We start from the raw sequence: 19,107 nt of genomic DNA, 5'->3' as shown, positions 1-19,107 counted from the left end.
AGAGGCCCCCCGTTGGAGCAGCGCCCCACCTCCCGGCAGATCCCGGTAGTCGTCCTCGCCGGATTCCTGGGGGCCGGGAAGACCACACTCCTCAATCACCTGCTGCACCGCAGCGGGGGCAGCCGGATCGGGGCGATCGTCAACGACTTCGGAGCCATCGAGATCGACGCGATGGCCGTGGCCGGGGCCCTCGGCGACTCGACCGTCTCGCTCGGCAACGGTTGCCTGTGCTGTGCCGTCGACGCCAGTGAGCTGGACGTCTACCTGGAGCGGCTCGCGTGCCCCGCCACGGGTGTCGACGTCATCGTGATCGAGGCCAGCGGTCTCGCCGAACCTCAGGAACTCGTCCGCATGCTGCTCGCCAGCGAGCTTCCCGGGATCGTCTACGGCGGCCTCGTCGAGGTCGTCGACGCCGCCGAGTTCGACGGTACGCGCGCGAAGCACCCCGAGATCGACCGCCATCTCGCCCTCGCCGACCTGGTCGTCGTCAACAAGCTCGACCGGGCCGCGGCGGGCGGCGAGGGCGTCCTCGGCGTCGTGCGGTCGCTCAGCGACCGCGGCGCCGCCGTCGTGCCCGCGATCTACGGCCGTATCGACCCCGAGTTCCTGTTCGACTGCCGGCCTGGCGGGGAACGCATCGGACAGCTGTCCTTCGACGACCTGCACGACCGCCACGACGACGGCACGCACGAGGGACACCTGCACACCGCCTACGACAGCCTGTCCTTCGCCTCCGGGCTGCCCCTCGACCCCCGCCGGCTGATGGCCTTCCTCGACGGCCGGCCCGAGGGGCTCTACCGGATCAAGGGGTACGTCGACTTCGGCCCCTACGACACGGGCAACCGGTACGCCGTGCATGCCGTGGGCCGGTTTCTGCGGTTCTACCCCGAGGCCTGGGGGCCTGGCGAGGAGCGGCGCACGCAACTCGTGCTGATCGGCTCCGGCATCGACGCGGCCGCGCTGCGCAAGGAACTGGAGGCGTGCGCGGACGACGCCCCGCACACCGACGAACACGGCATGTGGGGCGTCCTGCGCTACGTACCGGGCCTGGCGGAAGGCCCTGACGACGGGGACGAGGCCTAGCTACACCGGCCCCGCCACCACCGACACCGTCTTCGGGAGCGACACGCCGGAGCCGTCGCGGCGCGGGTCGATCTCCGGGAGGTCGGCCGGGGTGCCGGTCTTCTGGGCCGCCTTCGCCGGGACCGGGCCCGCCCAGGCGAAGGCCAGACAGTCCTCGCCCTTCAGGAACCGCTGGCAGCGCACGCCACCGGTGGCCCGGCCCTTGCGCGGGTACTGGTCGAACGGGGTCAGTTTGGCCGTGGTCTGCACCGAGTCGTCGAGCGTGCCGCGCGAGCCGGCCACCGTGAAGACCACCGCGTCGGCCGCCGGGTCGACGGCCGTGAAGGAGATGACCTTCGCGCCCTCCGTGAGCTTGATGCCCGCCATACCGCCCGCCGGACGGCCCTGCGGACGCACCTGGGAGGCCTGGTAGCGCAGCAGTTGCGCGTCGTCCGTGATGAAGACCAGGTCCTCCTCGCCGGTGCGCAGCTCCACCGCGCCGACGATCCGGTCGCCCTCCTTGAGGGTGATGACCTCCAACTCGTCCTTGTTGGACGGGTAGTCGGGAACCACCCGCTTGACCACGCCCTGCTCGGTGCCGAGGGCGAGACCCGGCGAGGACTCGTCGAGCGTGGTCAGGCAGACCACCGACTCGCCGTCCTGCAGGGAGAGGAACTCGGAGAGAGGTGCGCCGCCGGCGAGGTTCGGGGCGGTCGCGGTCTCCGGGAGCTGGGGGAGGTCGACGACGTTGATGCGCAGCAGGCGGCCCGTCGAGGTCACCGCGCCGACCTCACCGCGCGCGGTCGCGGGAACCGCCGAGATGATGACGTCGTGCTTGGCGCGCTTGCCGTCGGTGTCCTTCGGGAACGGCTCGCCGCTCGTCGTGCGCGCCAGCAGGCCCGTCGAGGACAGCAGCACCCGGCACGGGTCGTCGGCCACCTGGAGCGGTACCACGGCCGCCTGGGCGCCCGACGCCTCCAACAGGACCGTGCGTCGCTCGGTGCCGAACTTCTTCGCCACCGCGGCCAGTTCCGCCGAGACCAGCTTGCGCAGCTCCGCGTCCGAGTCCAGGATCCGGGTCAGCTCGGCGATCTCCGCGGTGAGCTTGTCCTTCTCCGCGTCCAGCTCGATGCGGTCGTACTTGGTCAGCCGGCGCAGGGGCGTGTCGAGGATGTACTGGGTCTGGATCTCCGACAGCGAGAAGCGGCCGATCAGCCGCTCCTTGGCCTGTGCGCTGTTCTCGCTGGAACGGATCAGACGGATCACCTCGTCGATGTCGACGAGGGCGGTGAGCAGGCCCTCCACCAGGTGCAGCCGGTCGCGGCGCTTGCCGCGGCGGAACTCGCTGCGCCGGCGGACCACGTCGAAGCGGTGGTCCAGGTAGACCTCGAGGAGCTCCTTCAGGCCCAGCGTGAGCGGCTGGCCGTCCACCAGCGCCACGTTGTTGATGCCGAAGGACTCCTCCATCGGCGTCAGCTTGTAGAGCTGCTCCAGGACCGCCTCCGGCACGAACCCGTTCTTGATCTCGACGACCAGACGCAGTCCGTGCTCGCGGTCGGTGAGGTCCTTGACGTCGGCGATGCCCTGCAGCTTCTTGGCGTTGACCAGGTCCTTGATCTTGGCGATGACCTTCTCGGGGCCGACCGCGAACGGCAGTTCGGTGATGACCAGACCCTTGCGGCGGGCCGTCACCGTCTCCACCTCCACCGTCGCCCGGATCTTGAAGGTGCCGCGGCCCGTCTCGTAGGCGTCCCGGACGCCCTCCAGGCCGACGATCCGGCCGCCGGTCGGCAGGTCGGGGCCCGGGACGTACTTCATCAGGGCGCCCAGGTCCGCGTTCGGGTAGCGGATCAGGTGGCGGGCGGCCGCGATCACCTCGCCGAGATTGTGCGGCGGCATGTTCGTCGCCATGCCGACCGCGATCCCCGACGAGCCGTTGACCAGCAGGTTCGGGAAGGCGGCCGGCAGCGCCACCGGCTCCTGTTCCTGGCCGTCGTAGTTGGGCGCGAAGTCGACCGTGTCCTCGTCGATCGACTCGGTCATCAGGCTGGTCGCCTCGGCCATCCGGCATTCCGTGTACCGCATGGCGGCCGGCGGATCGTCGTTGCCCAGCGAGCCGAAGTTGCCGTGGCCGTCGACCAGCGGGACGCGCATGGAGAACGGCTGGGCCATGCGCACCAGCGCGTCGTAGATCGACGAGTCGCCGTGCGGGTGCAGCTTGCCCATCACCTCGCCGACCACGCGCGCGCACTTCACATAGCCGCGCTCGGGGCGCAGCCCCATCTCGTTCATCTGGTAGACGATCCGGCGGTGCACCGGCTTGAGGCCGTCGCGGGCGTCCGGCAGGGCGCGCGAGTAGATGACCGAGTACGCGTACTCAAGGTAGGAGCCGCGCATCTCGTCCACGACGTCGATGTCGAGGATCCTCTCCTCGAACGAGTCGTCGGGCGGCGGGGTCTTCGTGCTGCGGCGGGCCATCGCTGCCGGCTCCTTGCTCATGCGTGAACGGATCTGACGCGGACCATTGTGGACCGCGGCACTGACAACCCGGGCCAGGGCCCGGTCGCCGCGGACCGCCCCGGTGCCGGAAGCCGTCACAGGGCGGGTGGGACGCAGGCTACGCGATCCGCCCGTGCGATCCGCTGTGGGCGTACGTCGTGCGGGAACTTCGCCGGGTCCCCGCACGCTTGCATACAGTGGCAGGACCGGCATAAAAACCGCGGTTCGAGACCGCTTCCGCGAGCGAAGGGACGTACATGCCCATGGGTCACACGACCACGGCCGAGACAGGCTCCGGAGGCCTGGCAGCGACCGAGCACCGCTTGGCCAACGGTCTGCGCGTGGTGCTCTCCGAGGACCACCTGACCCCGGTCGCGGCGGTCTGCCTCTGGTACGACGTCGGTTCCCGGCACGAAGTCAAGGGCCGTACCGGCCTGGCTCACCTTTTCGAGCACCTGATGTTCCAGGGCTCCGCCCAGGTGAAGGGCAACGGCCACTTCGAGCTCGTCCAGGGCGCCGGCGGCTCGCTCAACGGCACCACCAGCTTTGAGCGCACCAACTACTTCGAGACCATGCCCACCCATCAGCTGGAGCTCGCCCTCTGGCTGGAGGCCGACCGCATGGGCTCCCTGCTCGCCGCCCTCGACGACGAGTCGATGGAGAACCAGCGGGACGTCGTCAAGAACGAGCGCCGCCAGCGCTACGACAACGTCCCCTACGGCACCGCCTTCGAGAAGCTGACCGCGCTCGCCTACCCGGAGGGCCACCCCTACCACCACACGCCGATCGGCTCGATGGCGGATCTGGACGCGGCCACCCTGGAGGACGCACGCGCGTTCTTCCGCACCTACTACGCGCCCAACAACGCCGTCCTGTCGGTCGTCGGCGACATCGACCCGGAGCAGACGCTCGCCTGGATCGAGAAGTACTTCGGTTCCATCCCGGCGCACGACGGCAAGCCCACCCCGCGCGACGGCTCGCTGCCCGACATCATGGGCGAGCAGCTGCGCGAGGTCGTCGTGGAGGAGGTGCCCGCGCGCGCGTTGATGGCCGCCTACCGGCTCCCGGAGGACGGCACGCGCGCGTCCGACGCGGCCGACCTGGCCCTCACCGTCCTCGGCGGCGGCGAGTCCTCCCGGCTCTACAACCGCCTGGTGCGGCGCGACCGCACGGCCGTCGCCGCCGGCTTCGGGCTGCTGCGGCTCGCCGGGGCGCCCTCCCTGGGCTGGCTCGACGTGAAGACCTCCGGTGACGTCGAGGTGCCGGTCATCGAGGCCGCCATCGACGAGGAGCTCGCCCGGTTCGCCGCGGACGGCCCGACATCCGAGGAGATGGAGCGCGCCCAGGCCCAGTTGGAGCGCGAGTGGCTGGACCGGCTCGGCACCGTCGCGGGCCGCGCCGACGAACTGTGCCGGTTCGCCGTCCTGTTCGGCGACCCGCAGCTCGCCCTGACCGCCGTCCAGCGCGTCCTCCAGATCACCCCCGAGGAGGTCCAGGAGGTCGCCCAGGCCCGCCTGCGTCCCGACAACCGCGCGGTGCTCGTCTACGAGCCGCTGTCCGCGGAGTCCGCGGAGCACGCCGAGGAGGCGGGGCGCGGCGAGGACCCGGAGCAGGAAGCGACCGTAGAGGCCGGCAACGAGAACGAGGAGACGGCCAAGTGACCGAGCTCGCCACCATGGACTTCCACCCCCGGCCGCAGCCCGGCGAGGCCAGGCCCTGGGCCTTCCCCGCCCCCGAGCGCGGCGCCCTGGACAACGGCCTGACCGTGCTGCGCTGCCACCGGCCCGGCCAGCAGGTCGTCGCCGTCGAGGTGCTCCTGGACGCGCCCCTGGACGCCGAGCCGGCCGGCCTGGACGGCGTCGCCACGATCATGGCGCGTGCCTTCTCCGAGGGCACCGACAAGCACTCCGCCGAGGAGTTCGCCGCCGAGCTGGAGCGGGCCGGCGCCACCCTCGACGCGCACGCCGACCACCCCGGCGTCCGGATCAGCCTGGAGGTCCCTGCCTCCCGGCTCGCCAAGGGCCTCGGGCTGCTCTCCGACGCCCTCAGGGCGCCTGCCTTCGCCGAGAGCGAGGTCGAGCGGCTGGTCCGCAACCGCCTCGACGAGATCCCGCACGAGCTGGCCAACCCCAGCCGCCGGGCCGCCAAGGAGCTCTACAAGGAGCTGTTCCCGGCCACCGCGCGGATGTCCCGGCCGCGCCAGGGCACCGAGGACACGGTCGAGAAGATCGACGCGAGTGCCGTCCGCGCGTTCTACGACCGGCACGTCCGCCCCGTCACGGCCACCGCGGTCGTCGTCGGCGACCTGACCGGCATCGACCTCGACGAGCTGCTCGGCGAGACCCTGGGCGCCTGGCGCGGCTCCACCGGCCGGCCCCGGCCGGTCCCGGCCGTCACCGCCGACGACACCGGCCGGGTCGTCATCGTGGACCGCCCCGGCGCCGTCCAGACCCAGCTGCTGATCGGCCGCGTCGGCCCCGACCGGCACGACCGCGTCTGGCCCGCCCAGGTGCTCGGCACCTACTGCCTGGGCGGCACCCTCACCTCCCGTCTGGACCGCGTCCTGCGCGAGGAGAAGGGCTACACCTACGGCGTCCGCTCCTTCGGGCAGGTCCTGCGGTCCGCCCCCGACGGCACCGGCGCCTCGATGCTCGCCATCAGCGGCTCCGTGGACACCCCGAACACCGGCCCGGCGCTGACCGACCTGTGGACGGTGCTGCGGACGCTCGCCGCCGAGGGACTCACCGACGCCGAGCGCGACGTGGCCGTGCAGAACCTCGTCGGGGTGGCGCCGCTCAAGTACGAGACGGCGGCGGCCGTCGCGGGCACCCTGGCCGACCAGGTCGAGCAGCACCTGCCCGACGACTTCCAGGCCACGCTCTACCGGCAACTCGCGGGCACCGGCACGGTGGAGGCCACCGCGGCCGTCGTGAACGCCTTCCCGGTGGACCGCCTGGTGACCGTCCTGGTCGGGGACGCGGCGCAGATCAAGGAGCCCGTCGAGGCCCTCGGCATCGGCGGCGTCACGGTCGTCGCGGCGGAGTAGTCTCCCGCGACTGCGGCGGAGTGGCGTCACGCAACTCCACGCGCGCGTGCGGAGCCCTGGTGGCCGTCGGCCACCAGGGCTCTCGAATGTCCGAATTGGGATGGAGGTTGCCTGTCTGCCCTGTGGGATGCGCTACAAAAGCCGTGATCCGTTTGGGCATTGAAAGCAGCTCCTCATAGGTTCTTCCGGGCTGTTCGTCAGGCAGTGCGCCGCGCCCGCGGCACCGGACAGTCATCGCCGAGTCCCCGTACGGCGCGAGCCAGGGGAGCCGGGGACCCACGCAGTCCCTGGGGTGAATCGGGTGCCCGCGCGCGTGCGAGGGGGCCCGTAGGAGACCTTCCTGCTCCGAACCCGTCAGCTAACCCGGTAGGCGAGAGGGAAGGAAAGGACCAGCCTCTACATGGCGTTCATGTGCGCCTCCGGGAAGCACCGTCGTCCCGGCCGGGTGAAGCGCACCACCGCGCAGGCCGCCGGTATCGCGGCCCTCACCACCACGGGTGTCATCGGCACCGTCTCGGCCGCCCCCGCGCTCGCCGCCGAGAACTCCGTCGAGCAGACCGGCCTCACCCCGGTCATCACGATGAGCGAGTCCGTCGCCGAGCAGATCGACGCCCAGGCCGCGGCCCAGAAGGCCGTCGCCGAGCGCGAGGCGGCCGCGGAGGCCGCCCGCCAGAAGGCCGCCGAGCAGGCCAGGAAGGAGCGCGCGGCCAAGGCACGCGCCGCCCGCGCGGCCGAGCGCAAGCGCCTGAACACCTTCGTCGCGCCGATCAGCGACTCCTACGTCTCCACCGGCTACCGGACCGGCGGCTCCCTGTGGTCCTCCGGTACCCACACCGGCATCGACTTCCACGCCGCGAGCGGCACCGTCGTGCACGCGGTCGGCACCGGCACGGTGGTCTCCACCGGCTGGGGCGGGGCGTACGGCAACGAGATCGTCATCAGGATGGCCGACGGCATGTACACCCAGTACGGCCACCTCTCGTCCATCGGCGTCTCGGTGGGCCAGCAGGTCACCCCGGGCCAGCAGATCGGCCTCTCCGGCGCGACCGGCAACACCACCGGCCCCCACCTTCACTTCGAGGCCCGCACCACCCCGGACTACGGCTCCGACGTCGACCCGGTCGCCTACCTCCGCGAGCACGGCGTGCACGTCTGACACGCGCCGGCGGGTGACCCGGCGGCGCGCCCCGTGTGAAAACGCGGCGTGGCCAAGTCCCGGGGAAGCCCGACGACATCCGTGAGATCTTCGGAAGCCCCGGCCCCGGCGCCGGGGCTTTCGTCGTTTTCGTGCACCCGGTGTCCAAAATATATCCCCGGATTCCGGCCCGCCGTCGGAAATTCCCGCTCATTGCAATAGAGTCACGGAACGGGCGCCACTCGGCGGCGTTGCACGGGAATTAAGGCGGAGGTCGGTCATGCGTATTCCGGCGCACTCGGTATGCACGGCGATCCGGGACGACATCGTCGCGGGTGTCTACGAGCGAGGCGGCCGGCTCACCGAGGAACTCCTGGCCCGCCGCTACGGGGTCTCGCGCGTCCCGGTCCGCGAGGCCCTGCGCACCCTGGAAGCCGAGGGGTTCGTGGTGACGCGCCGGCACGCGGGCGCGTGCGTCGCCGAACCGACCGAGCAGGAGGCCGCCGACCTGCTGGAGATGCGCATGCTCCTGGAGCCGCTCGGCGCCCTGCGGGCCGCCCAGCGCCGCACCGAGGCCCACCTCAAGGTGCTGCGCGGACTGGTCAGGCTGGGCCAGGAGCGGGCCAGGCGGGGCAACAGCGAGGACCTGCGCTCCCTGGGCGGCTGGTTCCACGAGACCCTGGCGCAGGCCTCCGGCAGCCATGCCCTGACCTCGACGCTGACCCAGTTGCGGCACAAGATCGCCTGGATGTACACGACGGAGACGCCCGCCAACCCCGTGGAGTCCTGGACGGAGCACGGCGCCATCGTGGACGCGGTGGCGCGCGGTGACGGCGAGCGCGCCCGGGCGATCACGGCACTGCACACCGAGCGCTCGACGGTCTCCCACCGGCTCCGCTTCTCCGGCACCACCGAACGGGCGAACGGTGTGAGGACTTCGCAACACCCCGTAAACATGTCGGGCCTGCGGCATTAACACGCGCGCCGTATACAAAGAAGTGCTATTCGGTGGGGCCGGTTTTCTGTGCCCTAATTCACGCGCGCCGGGAATTAACGGTCGTGCTTCTTTCGTGTGCCCGCGATAAAGCCGGGCGCCGGAGCCTTCACAAACTCGGGGGCGGTTCCCTCCCGAAGCGTGTGCGGCTCTGTCGTGAAGTCAAGTGCGGCTGTCATGGAATTACGGCCCATGACGGACGCACGACGGGGCCGGGCCGTCCCCTGTGGGAGTCGGCCCGGCCCCGGGCGTGCGGACGCCGGTGCTCAGACGGTCTCGGGGAGCTCCTCGAGACCCTCGGCGACCAGCTTGGCCAGGCGGTCGAGGGCGGCGTCCGCGTCCTCGGCCTCGGAGGCGAGGACGACTTCCTCGCCGCCCTGGGCGCCCAGCCCCAGGACAGCCAGCATGGAGGCCGCGTTGACGGGGTTGCCCCCGGCCTTGGCGATCGTCACCGGGACGCCTGCGGCCGTGGCGGCTCGGACGAAGATGGAAGCGGGGCGGGCGTGGAGGCCCTCGGCCCAGCCGACGTTGACGCGGCGCTCAGCCATGTGATGCTGCCCTTCGGTGTTCAGGGTTGTCTAGACCAGTTTTCCACAACGTGAAGCGACCCCGGAGCGGACATCGGTCCCCTCCGGGTGTGTAGCCGGACCGCGGCCTCGGTCCGGCTTCCGTCCTCCACAGACTGCCTCGCGCCGTTGTCGGACGCTAGCCGTACTCTGGGGGCCATGCAGACCCCGGCGGACCCGCAGGACCGGCACGAGTACCCGTCCCACTGGGAGGCCGACGTGGTGCTGCGCGACGGCGGTACCGCACGCATCCGACCCATCGCCGTCGATGACGCCGACCGCCTGGTCAGCTTCTACGAGCAGGTCTCGGACGAGTCGAAGTACTACCGCTTCTTCGCGCCCTACCCCAGGCTCTCCGCCAAGGACGTCCACCGTTTCACGCACCACGACTTTGTGGACAGGGTGGGACTCGCGGCCACCGTCGGCGGCGAGTTCATCGCAACCGTACGCTATGACCGCATTGGCGCCGACGGGTCGCCCGCCTCGGCGCCCGCCGACGAGGCCGAGGTCGCCTTCCTCGTCCAGGACGCCCACCAAGGGCGGGGTGTGGCCTCCGCCCTCCTTGAGCACATCGCGGCCGTCGCGCGCGAGCGCGGGATCCGCCGCTTCGCCGCCGAGGTGCTGCCCGCCAACAACAAGATGATCAAGGTGTTCACGGACGCCGGCTACACCCAGAAGCGCAGCTTCGAGGACGGCGTCGTCCGCCTGGAGTTCGACCTGGAGCCCACCGACCGCTCCCTCGCGGTGCAGCGCGCCCGCGAGCAGCGCGCGGAGGCCCGTTCGGTACGACGGCTGCTGGCGCCCTCTTCCGTGGCCGTGATCGGCGTCGGCCGGGCGCCCGGCGGGGTCGGCCGCAGCGTCCTCGGCAACCTCAGGGACGCCGGCTACACCGGCCGTCTGCACGCCGTGAACCAGGCTTTCCCGGACGACCTCAAGGAGGTCGACGGGGTGCCCGCGCACCGCTCGGTGCGGGACATCGACGGCCCTGTCGACCTGGCGGTGGTCGCCGTACCCGCCGAGCACGTGCCCCAGGTCGTCACCGAGTGCGGCGAACACGGCGTGCAGGGGCTCGTCGTCCTCGCGGCCGGCTACGCGGAGAGCGGCCCCGACGGCCGCGAGCGCCAGCGCGCGCTCGTCCGGCAGGCGCGCACGTACGGCATGCGCATCATCGGCCCCAACGCGTTCGGGATCATCAACACCGCGGACGACGTCCGGCTGAACGCCTCCCTCGCACCCGAGATGCCCCGTCCCGGCCGCATCGGCCTGTTCGCGCAGTCCGGCGCCATCGGCATCGCCCTGCTGTCCCGGCTGCAGCGGCGCGGCGGCGGCGTCACCGGCACCACGGGCGTCTCCACCTTCGTCTCCTCCGGCAACCGCGCGGACGTCTCCGGCAACGACGTCCTCCAGTACTGGTACGACGACCCCGAGACCGACGTCGTCCTCATGTACCTGGAGTCCATCGGCAACCCGCGCAAGTTCACCCGCCTCGCCCGGCGGACGGGGACGGCGAAGCCGCTGGTCGTGGTGCAGGGCGCGGGGCAGGCCCCGCCGGGCCACGCGATACGCGCGACGCGGCTGCCGCACGCCACGGTGTCCGCGCTGCTGAGGCAGGCCGGGGTGATCCGTGTCGACACGATCACCGAGCTGGTCGACGCGGGGCTGCTGCTCGCGCGGCAGCCGCTGCCGGCCGGGCCGCGGGTGGCGATCCTCGGGAACTCGGAGTCGCTCGGGCTGCTCACGTACGACCGGTGCCTGGCCGAGGGGCTGCGGCCGGCCCGGCCGCTGGATCTGACGACGCGGGCGAGTGCCGAGGACTTCCGCCGGGCGCTGTCGCGGGCGCTGACGGACGAGTCGTGCGACGCGGTGGTCGTCACGGCCATTCCGACGATCGGGGAGGGGGCGGTCGGGGACGCGGAGCTGGCGGAGGCGCTCAGGACGGCGGCCGAAGAGGTTCCGGGGAAGCCGGTTCTTGTGGTGCACGTGGAGCTCGGGGGGCTTGCGGAGGCGCTTTCCGCCGCGGGCCGTACCGCACCGCAGGCGGGTGCGACGGCACCCGGCACCGGTGGCGGTGCCCACCCGTTCCGCCCTGCGGAACGCCTGCCCACCGCGGTAACGGCGGATGCCGCCGCGGTGAAGGCGGAAGCCGCTGCCGTGAAGCCGGATGCCACTGGGGTACCGGCGGATGCAGCGGAAGCCACCGCGGCGAAGGCAGATGCCCCCGCGGTAACCGCGGAAGCCACCGCCGTGAAGGCGGAAGCGGAGGTGGCGTCTGTCGTGCTGTCCCCGTTCTCCAAGCTCCCCGCCCCCCACCCCTGCTCCCGTCTCATCCCCGCCTATCCCGCCGCCGAGCGGGCCGTCCGGGCCCTCGCCGAAGCCGTGAAGTACGGGCAGTGGCGGCGCGAGGCCGCCGAGCCCGGGAAGGTGCCCGAGTACGACGACATCGACGAGAAGGGGGCCGCCGAGCTGATCGGCGCCCTGCTGGAGCGGGGGGAGGGACTCGCCATCGGCGACGAGGAGACCTGCCGGCTCCTCGGCAGGTACGGCGTCGCCGTGCACCGCGCGCTGCCCGCCCCCACCCCGCAGGCCGCCGTCGAAGCCGCCCATACCCTCGGCTATCCCGTCGCCCTCAAGGCCACCGCCCCCCACCTGCGTCACCGCGCCGATCTGGGCGGAGTGCGGCTGGACCTGGCGGACGAAGAGCAACTGCGCCGCGCGTACGACGAGTTGAGCGAGCTGTTCGGGCCGCCCGAGGAGCTGCGGCCGGTGGTGCAGCGGATGGCTCCCCGGGGCGTCGACACCGTCGTACGGGCAGTGATCGACCCGGCCGCGGGGGCCGTGCTGTCCTTCGGCCTCGCCGGAGCCGCCTCGCAGCTGCTCGGCGACATGGCGCACCGGCTGGTTCCGGTCACCGACCGGGACGCGACCTCGCTGGTGCGTTCGATCCGGACCGCGCCCCTGCTGTTCGGCTGGCGCGGCTCGGACCCCGTCGACACGCCTGCCCTGGAGGAGTTGCTGCTCCGGGTCTCCCGGCTGGTCGACGACCACCCCGAGGTGGTCGCGGTCACCCTGGAACCGGTCGTGGTCGCGCGGCACGGCCTGAGTGTCCTGGGGGCCACCGTGCGCCTCGCGCCACCGCCGGCCCGCGACGATCTGGGCCCGCGCACCCTGCCCGCCTACTGACCGCCACCGTACGCCTCCGGCCAGGGCGAAGACCCGCACCGGTCGGCGGCGTTCGACCCGGCCGCGCGCGACGGCGGCGGCCCGGGACCCGGCCGTGCGCGACTGGCCCGGGTCTCCTTGACCACGGATTAGGATGGACGCCATGGCCAAGACCAGTACGACGACCCAGGGGCTGCGCGTCGCGATCGAGCGCAGCGGCTACTACCCGGCCCTCGTGGCCGAGGCGGTGGAGGCCGCCGTGGGCGGCGAGCCGATCCAGTCGTACCTGGTCCACCAGGAGACGACGTTCGACCAGAACGAGGTGCGGCGGCATGTGACCGTGCTCGTCCTCACCGGCAACCGCTTCATCGTCAGCCACACCGACGAGCAGGCCGCCGACAGCACCTCCCCGACCCCGTACGCCACCACCTCCACCGAGTCGGTCAAGCTCGGCCGGATCTCGTCGGTCGTGGTCAGCCGGGTCGTGGCCAACCCGGAGCAGTACACGCCGGGCACGCTGCCCCGCGAGATCGTGCTGACCATCGGCTGGGGCGCCGTCTCCCGCATCGACCTGGAGCCCGCAGCCTGCGGCGACCCCAACTGCGAGGCCGACCACGGATACACCGGCAACTCCACGGCGGACGACCTCAGCCTGCGGGTCAGCGAGGCCGGGGACGGCCCGGAGACGGTGCGCCAGGCGCTCGCCTTCGCGCAGGCCATCTCCGAGGCGACCGCGGACGTCACCCGCTGATGGCATACGCCGCCTGGGACCATCCCGAACCGCTCGCCCTCGGCTCCGCGCCGCTGCCCGAGTACGGCAGCGGCTCCCTCGCCGACCTGCTGCCCACCCTGGCCGCAGGCATGGCCGTACCCGGAACGACCGCGTCGATCACGGAGCTGACGCCCGCCGACCGCAACTGCGTCTTCCTGGTCGACGGGCTCGGCTGGGAACAGATCAGGGCCCACCCGGACGAGGCGCCCTTCCTCACCGCGCTGCTGGGCAGCTCGCGCGGCGGCACGGGACGGCCGATCACCGCCGGCTACCCGGCCACCACCGCGACCTCCCTCGCCTCCGTCGGCACCGGCCTGCCGCCCGGCGCCCACGGCCTGCCCGGGTACACGGTCCGCAACCCGGCCACCGGTGAGCTGATGAACCAGCTCCGCTGGCATCCGTGGACCTCCCCGCGCTCCTGGCAGCCGTACCCCACCGTCTTCCAGCTCGCCCAGGACGCCGGCGTGCACGCGGCCCAGGTGTCCTCCCCGGCCTTCGAGCACACCCCGCTCACCAAGGTCGCGCTCAGCGGCGGAACGTTTCACGGCCGGCTCACCGGCGAGGAGCGCATGGACCTCGCGGCCGAGCAACTCGCCGCCGCCGACCGCTCCCTGGTGTACACGTACTACGCCGAACTGGACGGTGCCGGGCACCGCTACGGCATCGACTCCGACACCTGGCGCGGCCAGCTCATGCACGTCGACCGGCTCGTCCAGCGGCTCGCCGAACAGCTTCCGGCGCGCAGTGCGCTGTACGTCACCGCCGACCACGGCATGGTCGACATCCCGTTCGACGAGCAGCACCGCATCGACTTCGACGCGGACTGGGAGCTGCGCGCCGGTGTCGCGCTGCTGGGCGGCGAGGGGCGGGCCCGGCACGTCTACGCGGTGCCCGGCGCCGCGAACGACGTCCTGGCCTGCTGGCGCGAGGTGCTCGGCGAGCAGTTCTGGGTGGCCTCGCGGGACGAGGCGATCACGGCGGGCTGGTTCGGCCCGCCGGACCGGTTCGACGAGCGGGTGTACGACCGGATCGGCGACGTCCTCGCGGCCGCGTACGACGACGTCCTGATCATCGCGTCCGAGCGGGAGCCCAAGGAGTCGGCGATGGTCGGCAACCACGGCTCGATGACCCCCGCCGAGCAGCTCGTGCCGCTGCTCGAAGTACGCTCCTGACTCCGTGCCCCGCCACTGACCGAAAGGCGCTCGACTCCCCATGCCCGAACTGGTGTTCTTCTCCGGAACGATGGACTGCGGGAAGTCGACACTCGCTCTGCAGATCGGTCACAACCGGTCGGCGAGGGGTCTGCAGGGTGTGATATTCACTCGGGACGACCGCGCGGGGGAGGGGAAGCTCTCCTCGCGGCTGGGCCTGGTGACGGACGCGGTCGAGGCGGCTTCGGGCATGGATCTGCACGCCTACCTGGTCGACCAGCTGTCGAAGGGCGGCAGGGTGGATTACGTGATCGTGGACGAGGCGCAGTTCCTCGCCCCGGCGCAGATCGATCAGCTGGCGCGGGTCGTGGACGACCTGGGCCTCGATGTCTTCGCCTTCGGCATCACGACCGACTTCCGGACCAGGCTCTTTCCGGGTTCGCAGCGGCTGATCGAGCTGGCGGACCGGATCGAGACCCTTCAGGTCGAGGCGATGTGCTGGTGCGGGGCGCGTGCCACGCACAACGCCCGCACGGTGGGCGGCGAGATGGTTGTGGAGGGCGAGCAGGTCGTTGTCGGCGACGTGAACGGCCCGGCCGCGGAGGTCGGCTACGAGGTGCTGTGCCGACGCCATCACCGCCGCCGCATGACGAGCGCCGCCGCGCGTGCCGGCGAGCTCTCGCCGGACGTCCTGCCGTTCGCCTCCTCTTGAGGGCCAGGGCCGGGTCCACCGCGGTGACGCCGTCGGCTCACGCGACGCCAACCGCGGTGGGGCCCGTGTCCACGGGCGGAGACCGTCGGCTACGGCCTCACCGGCGACCGGCGCCCTCGGTATGCGCGCCTACCGGGCCCCGGCGCCGGGCGCGCGAGTCGGTGGCGCCCGGAGGGTGCGGTGGCAGGGCGGCCGGACCGCGGCGCTGACGGACTCAGCCGCCGCTCTTGCGCCGGAACGACCGCTGGCTGGCGGCCGGGCCGTGCGCTGAACGGACCTTCGACGAGGCGGCGCTCCCAGCGGCGTCGGCGGCGTCCGCCTGCACACCGCGCTTGCGTGCCAGGGCTTCCCGGAACTTGCGCTTCAGGTCGTATTGCCCGTCGCTGTCGGGTGCCAGAGCGGACGTCTCGGGTTCGGACGGCTCCGAATCTTGTGTGGACGCAGAGTCTGCGGTCATGGTGACCTCCTGGGCTCGGGCAGTGAGAAGCACAGCTTGTCATGCCGGGGCGCGGTGCGGTGCGCAGGCGACATCGTGCTGGCTCCGGCTTCGGCCCGCCAGGGCCGCCTTGCGGGCCTCGCCGGCCTTTCGGGACCTGCCGCGTGCGCCACTCGAGGTGTGGAGGAACGTCATCCGGGCAAAGGGGTGCGGTGTGAGTTCGTACTCCTACGACGAGTCACTGCTCGCACGGCTTCACTTCGGGCGCGACGACGCCGAGCGTGACGCGCGTGACGCACTGGGGCTGTTGTTACGCGGTGGATTCTTACTCAATGCCGCCTATGAGGCCGCGATGTCCGGGCGGAAGATGCTGATCATCGGTCGCAAGGGGTCCGGCAAGAGCGCCGTGTGCATGCAACTGATGGCCGACGGCGCGGGTCGCGCGGGGCGGGTGCTGGTCACCCCGGACGAGGCCGCGGGGGAGCAGCTGCGGCGGTTCGAACTGGAGGGGCTGCCGGGGGACTCGGCCAGGCGCTGATCTGGCGGTACGTGTTCGCCCTCCACGCCGCCCGGCATCTCGTGGCGCACGCCGGGGACGCGCATGGCCGCAGGTCTCCGGCCGTGCGGGCACTGCGCCGGTTCCTGAGGAGGAACGGCGAGTCGGCGGACGAGCCGGGTGTCCCGCTGGGCAGCCGGCTGGCGCAGAGCGCCAAGGGGTTGCAGACCTCGCTGTCCCTGGAGGCGTTCGGCGTCAAGGCGGGGCTCGACCTCGCGCAGGCGCCGTCCGAAGGCGCCCACGCCGCCAGGCAGCTGGAGGTCGTCGAGCAGGGCGTGGCGCGGGCCTTCGCCGAACTCGGCTGCGACGCCGCGCACGAGCCGTTGTTCCTCATGGTCGACCAGCTGGAGCAGGTGTGGTCGGCCGAGACCGACAGCAACTCCATGGTCATCGGGCTGTTGCTGGCGGCACGGCACGGCACGGCACGGCACGGAGCGAGCCGTTACGGGCGGTTGTACCGAGGCGGCCGAGCAGCCTGAAGGGGCCCATGACAGGCGGATCCGTGTCGCCGAGTCGCCGCACCGAAGCTCGTCAGCAACAGTTCGCCGAGCGAACTCCGCCAGCGGCGCGGCGAGTTGGGGACTGACCTGCGGAGTCGTGCCGAGCGCCAGGACGAAGTGCCAGCCCTCACCCATCCGGGAGCGGCGCGGTGGGCGTGGAGCGGTGGGCAGCAGACGTACCTGGAGCGCTAGAAGCGCATGTCCCGGCCCCGGACGACGGCGCGGCGTGCGGTGATCTCCTCGATACTGTGCCACGCGTAGGAGTGGCGTCTGCGCCCGACCACCGAGGTGATCGCGTCCCGTGTCAGCTCCAGCTCCACCGGCCGGCGTGGCGTGAGGAAACCGACCACGGTGATCAGAGCGCCGACGAAGGGCCAGAACACCACGGGCAGCCAGTTCACGGGCTCCTGCCATTGGCCGCCCACGGTGAAGCGGATGAGGAAGACGCCGGTGATGGGTCCCACCGCCGCCCAGCGCGCCAGCGGCAGCCTTCGGGACCGGCCGCGGACGTGGTAGCTGCCCGCGGTCCGTTCCACGGTGAAGTCGCGGGCGTCCGAGGCCGTGCCGACGAGGCGGCATCGCCCGGGCCGGGGCCGGGACGCGCGGCTGTGCGGTCCGGTTGCCTGACGCCACGTCATGCGGCGGGCGCGGGCGCGACCACCGGTGGGTTGAGGCGGGCGAAGCCTTCCTGACGCTGGTAGGGGAAATACGGGTAGGGCGCCGTCGTGACGCTCGCCGCGTCGAGTTTCGCCATCTGGTCGGGTGTGAGCGTCCAGCCGACGGCACCGAGGTTCTGGCGAAGCTGGTCCTCGTCGCGGGCGCCGATGATGACGGAGGAGACGGTCGGTCGCTGCAGCAGCCAGTTGATGGCGATCTGCGGAATGCTCCTGCCGGTCTCCCGCGCGATCTCGTCGAGGGCGTCGACCACGCGGTAGAGGTGTTCGTCCTCGACCGGCGGGCCGTAGTCCGCGGTGCGGTGCAGTCGGCTGGTGGCCGGCAGCGGCCGGCCGCGGCGGACGTTACCGGTGAGCCGTCCCCAGCCGAGCGGGCTCCAGACGACGGCGCCGAGGCCCTGGTCGAGTCCGAGGGGCATCAGCTCCCATTCGTAGTCGCGGCCGACGAGTGAGTAGTAGACCTGATGTGCGACATAGCGCGGGTGGCCGTGTCTCTCCGCGCTCGCGAGGGACTTCATCGCCTGCCAGCCGGAGAAGTTGGAGATGCCGAGGTAGCGGACCTTCCCCGCGCGGACGAGATCGTCGAGTGCGGACAGGACTTCCTCGACCGGCGTGCCGGCGTCGAAGGCGTGCAGCTGGAACAGGTCGATGTAGTCGGTGCCGAGCCGGCGCAGGGCGTCCTCGCACGCGGTGATCAGGCGCGAACGGGAGGTGCCCGCATCGTTCGGGCCGTCGCCCATCGGCAGACCGGTCTTGGTGGACACGATCACCTGGTCCCTGCGGTCTTTGATCGCCTCGCCCAGCACCTCCTCGGAGGCCCCGCTGGAGTAGACGTCGGCGGTGTCGAACATCGTGATCCCGGCATTGAGGCAGATGTCCACGAGACGGCGTGCTTCTCGCGCGTCGGTGTTGCCCCAGGCACCGAACAGCGGTCCCTGGCCGCCGAAGGTGCCCGCGCCGAAGCTCAGTGCGGGGATCTTGAGGCCGGATGCGCCCAGCCGCCTGTATTCCATGGCCGTTCCTCTCTCGTCTCTCGTCATCCGAGCTGGCTAACGGGTCTTCAGTTCCGTTAGAGTAGCCCTCAACGTAGCAGGTGCGAGTGATTAACGAAACTGGAGTCCCGTTATGGGGTTTGAGGGTGCGGACCCGGGGACCGTCCGTCCAGGAGGGCGCACGGCGCGGGTGCGGGCGTCGGTGCTGCGAGCGGCCGGCGACGCCCTGGCCGAGCACGGCTTCGCCCGCCTGGACCTCGCCGACATCGCGCGCCGTGCCGAGGTGGGCAAGACCACCGTCTACCGCCGCTGGGGAACGGTGACCAGCCTGGTGGCCGATCTCCTGCTGGACATGGCCGAGCAGTCACTGCCGCGTACCGAGACCGGTTCGCTGCTCGACGACCTCAAGGCCAACGCCCGGCTCGTGCAGCGCACCTTGGCCGACCCGCGGCAGGGAGCGCTGTTCAAGGCGGTGATCGCCGCCGCCACCTGCGAGGCGAAGACAGCCGAGGCCCTGCACCGCTTCTACGACATCCGCGTCACGGAGTGGGCCCCCTGCGTCCAGCAGGCCATCGACCGGGGCGAGGTGCCTGCGGGCACCGATGTCCGCGAGGTGATCCGTGCTGTCTCCGCCCCTCTCTACTACCGCCTGCTGACCAGCGGTGACCGCCTCGACGAAGCCGCCGCGGACCAGGCCGCCGAGGCCGCCGCGGCCGCCGCGCGTGCGGGAGTGTACTTGCGGGGCGGCGAAAGCCGGGCGTGACCGGCCACCGCATCCGTCGCCGAGCGCGGGTCGCCGAGCGCGGGTCGCCGGGCGGGGGGCGCCGGGCGGGGGGCGCCGGGCGCATGGTGG

Annotated in this window: 17 protein-coding genes and 1 riboswitch; of the genes, 12 read left to right on the top strand and 5 right to left on the bottom strand. The window is 71.9% G+C overall.

What is annotated here, in order from left to right:
• The first annotated feature begins 12 nt into the window (after positions 1-12).
• The gene (locus LQ326_RS16010) at positions 13-1,083 is read left to right on the top strand and encodes a CobW family GTP-binding protein (protein ID WP_234537102.1); all 1,071 of its coding nucleotides are present in this window, start codon (positions 13-15) and stop codon (positions 1,081-1,083) included.
• Here LQ326_RS16010 and LQ326_RS16005 read toward each other — a convergent pair whose 3' ends face one another.
• Positions 1,084-3,540 carry a DNA gyrase/topoisomerase IV subunit A gene (locus LQ326_RS16005; RefSeq protein WP_234537326.1) on the bottom strand — a complete coding sequence of 819 codons (2,457 nt, stop codon included), beginning with the start codon at positions 3,538-3,540 and terminating at the stop codon, positions 1,084-1,086.
• A 278-nt stretch (positions 3,541-3,818) separates the two neighbouring features.
• Between LQ326_RS16005 and LQ326_RS16000 the strand changes: the two genes are divergently transcribed.
• The 4 genes from LQ326_RS16000 to LQ326_RS15985 all read left to right on the top strand — a co-directional run bounded on the left by LQ326_RS16000 (position 3,819) and on the right by LQ326_RS15985 (position 8,718).
• Entirely contained in the window at positions 3,819-5,222 is a 1,404-nt protein-coding gene (locus LQ326_RS16000) for a M16 family metallopeptidase (RefSeq protein WP_234537101.1), read from the top strand.
• On the top strand, positions 5,219-6,607 hold the full coding sequence (locus LQ326_RS15995) for a M16 family metallopeptidase (RefSeq protein WP_234537098.1): 1,389 nt from the start codon (positions 5,219-5,221) through the stop codon (positions 6,605-6,607). The genes LQ326_RS16000 and LQ326_RS15995 overlap by 4 nt, the downstream gene beginning before the upstream one ends.
• Positions 6,608-6,832: 225 nt before the next feature.
• Positions 6,833-6,995, top strand: a riboswitch (cyclic di-AMP (ydaO/yuaA leader).
• A gap of 12 nt (positions 6,996-7,007) precedes the next feature.
• Entirely contained in the window at positions 7,008-7,763 is a 756-nt protein-coding gene (locus tag LQ326_RS15990) for a M23 family metallopeptidase (protein WP_234537095.1), read from the top strand.
• 259 nt (positions 7,764-8,022) lie between these two features.
• Positions 8,023-8,718, top strand: coding sequence for a GntR family transcriptional regulator (locus LQ326_RS15985; protein WP_234537094.1), 696 nt, complete (start codon positions 8,023-8,025; stop codon positions 8,716-8,718).
• A 284-nt stretch (positions 8,719-9,002) separates the two neighbouring features.
• Here LQ326_RS15985 and LQ326_RS15980 read toward each other — a convergent pair whose 3' ends face one another.
• Entirely contained in the window at positions 9,003-9,284 is a 282-nt protein-coding gene (locus LQ326_RS15980) for an HPr family phosphocarrier protein (protein WP_234537092.1), read from the bottom strand.
• Between the two features lie 177 nt (positions 9,285-9,461).
• Here LQ326_RS15980 and LQ326_RS15975 point away from each other — a divergent pair, with 177 nt between their 5' ends.
• The 4 genes from LQ326_RS15975 to LQ326_RS15960 all read left to right on the top strand — a co-directional run bounded on the left by LQ326_RS15975 (position 9,462) and on the right by LQ326_RS15960 (position 15,096).
• Positions 9,462-12,482 carry a bifunctional acetate--CoA ligase family protein/GNAT family N-acetyltransferase gene (locus LQ326_RS15975; protein WP_234537090.1) on the top strand — a complete coding sequence of 1,007 codons (3,021 nt, stop codon included), beginning with the start codon at positions 9,462-9,464 and terminating at the stop codon, positions 12,480-12,482.
• 133 nt (positions 12,483-12,615) lie between these two features.
• Positions 12,616-13,212 (top strand): DUF5998 family protein, encoded by a 597-nt coding sequence (locus LQ326_RS15970; protein WP_234537088.1) that lies wholly within the window; start codon positions 12,616-12,618, stop codon positions 13,210-13,212.
• On the top strand, positions 13,212-14,405 hold the full coding sequence (locus LQ326_RS15965; RefSeq protein ID WP_234537086.1) for an alkaline phosphatase family protein: 1,194 nt from the start codon (positions 13,212-13,214) through the stop codon (positions 14,403-14,405). The genes LQ326_RS15970 and LQ326_RS15965 overlap by 1 nt, the downstream gene beginning before the upstream one ends.
• Before the next feature lie 40 nt (positions 14,406-14,445).
• Positions 14,446-15,096 (top strand): thymidine kinase, encoded by a 651-nt coding sequence (locus LQ326_RS15960; RefSeq protein WP_234537084.1) that lies wholly within the window; start codon positions 14,446-14,448, stop codon positions 15,094-15,096.
• Between the two features lie 214 nt (positions 15,097-15,310).
• On the opposite strand, the gene LQ326_RS15955 is transcribed toward LQ326_RS15960, so the two are convergent.
• Entirely contained in the window at positions 15,311-15,553 is a 243-nt protein-coding gene (locus LQ326_RS15955; RefSeq protein ID WP_234537082.1) for a DUF5302 domain-containing protein, read from the bottom strand.
• 193 nt (positions 15,554-15,746) lie between these two features.
• On the opposite strand from LQ326_RS15955, the gene LQ326_RS48310 reads away from it, so the two are divergent.
• Both LQ326_RS48310 and LQ326_RS48305 read left to right on the top strand, forming a co-directional pair.
• Positions 15,747-16,070 carry a hypothetical protein gene (locus LQ326_RS48310; protein WP_308401928.1) on the top strand — a complete coding sequence of 108 codons (324 nt, stop codon included), beginning with the start codon at positions 15,747-15,749 and terminating at the stop codon, positions 16,068-16,070.
• An 11-nt stretch (positions 16,071-16,081) separates the two neighbouring features.
• A complete protein-coding gene (locus LQ326_RS48305) occupies positions 16,082-16,567 on the top strand; it encodes a hypothetical protein (RefSeq protein ID WP_308401927.1) in 486 nt (161 codons plus the stop codon).
• Between the two features lie 209 nt (positions 16,568-16,776).
• On the opposite strand, the gene LQ326_RS15945 is transcribed toward LQ326_RS48305, so the two are convergent.
• Both LQ326_RS15945 and LQ326_RS15940 read right to left on the bottom strand, forming a co-directional pair.
• A complete protein-coding gene (locus tag LQ326_RS15945) occupies positions 16,777-17,124 on the bottom strand; it encodes a hypothetical protein (protein WP_234537080.1) in 348 nt (115 codons plus the stop codon).
• A gap of 98 nt (positions 17,125-17,222) precedes the next feature.
• Entirely contained in the window at positions 17,223-18,275 is a 1,053-nt protein-coding gene (locus LQ326_RS15940; protein WP_234537076.1) for an aldo/keto reductase, read from the bottom strand.
• Positions 18,276-18,387: 112 nt separating this feature from the next.
• Between LQ326_RS15940 and LQ326_RS15935 the strand changes: the two genes are divergently transcribed.
• On the top strand, positions 18,388-19,017 hold the full coding sequence (locus LQ326_RS15935; RefSeq protein WP_234537074.1) for a TetR/AcrR family transcriptional regulator: 630 nt from the start codon (positions 18,388-18,390) through the stop codon (positions 19,015-19,017).
• Positions 19,018-19,107: the final 90 nt, after the last annotated feature.

Origin of the sequence: Streptomyces shenzhenensis, from assembly GCF_021462265.1 — a bacterium.
In the GTDB taxonomy this organism is placed as follows: domain Bacteria; phylum Actinomycetota; class Actinomycetes; order Streptomycetales; family Streptomycetaceae; genus Streptomyces; species Streptomyces shenzhenensis.
This window is presented reverse-complemented; position numbering and strand designations above follow the sequence as displayed.

Excerpts from the sequence above, each read along its gene's own strand:
- LQ326_RS15955 (WP_234537082.1), bottom strand. The coding sequence starts at position 15,553 with ATGACCGCAGACTCTGCGTCCACACAAGATTCGGAGCCGTCCGAACCC.
- LQ326_RS16005 (WP_234537326.1), bottom strand. The coding sequence starts at position 3,540 with ATGGCCCGCCGCAGCACGAAGACCCCGCCGCCCGACGACTCGTTCGAG.
- LQ326_RS16000 (WP_234537101.1), top strand. The coding sequence starts at position 3,819 with ATGCCCATGGGTCACACGACCACGGCCGAGACAGGCTCCGGAGGCCTG.
- LQ326_RS15935 (WP_234537074.1), top strand. The coding sequence starts at position 18,388 with ATGGGGTTTGAGGGTGCGGACCCGGGGACCGTCCGTCCAGGAGGGCGC.
- LQ326_RS15980 (WP_234537092.1), bottom strand. The coding sequence starts at position 9,284 with ATGGCTGAGCGCCGCGTCAACGTCGGCTGGGCCGAGGGCCTCCACGCC.
- LQ326_RS15965 (WP_234537086.1), top strand. The coding sequence starts at position 13,212 with ATGGCATACGCCGCCTGGGACCATCCCGAACCGCTCGCCCTCGGCTCC.
- LQ326_RS15985 (WP_234537094.1), top strand. The coding sequence starts at position 8,023 with ATGCGTATTCCGGCGCACTCGGTATGCACGGCGATCCGGGACGACATC.
- LQ326_RS15970 (WP_234537088.1), top strand. The coding sequence starts at position 12,616 with ATGGACGCCATGGCCAAGACCAGTACGACGACCCAGGGGCTGCGCGTC.
- LQ326_RS15960 (WP_234537084.1), top strand. The coding sequence starts at position 14,446 with ATGCCCGAACTGGTGTTCTTCTCCGGAACGATGGACTGCGGGAAGTCG.
- LQ326_RS15975 (WP_234537090.1), top strand. The coding sequence starts at position 9,462 with ATGCAGACCCCGGCGGACCCGCAGGACCGGCACGAGTACCCGTCCCAC.
- LQ326_RS15940 (WP_234537076.1), bottom strand. The coding sequence starts at position 18,275 with ATGGAATACAGGCGGCTGGGCGCATCCGGCCTCAAGATCCCCGCACTG.
- LQ326_RS15990 (WP_234537095.1), top strand. The coding sequence starts at position 7,008 with ATGGCGTTCATGTGCGCCTCCGGGAAGCACCGTCGTCCCGGCCGGGTG.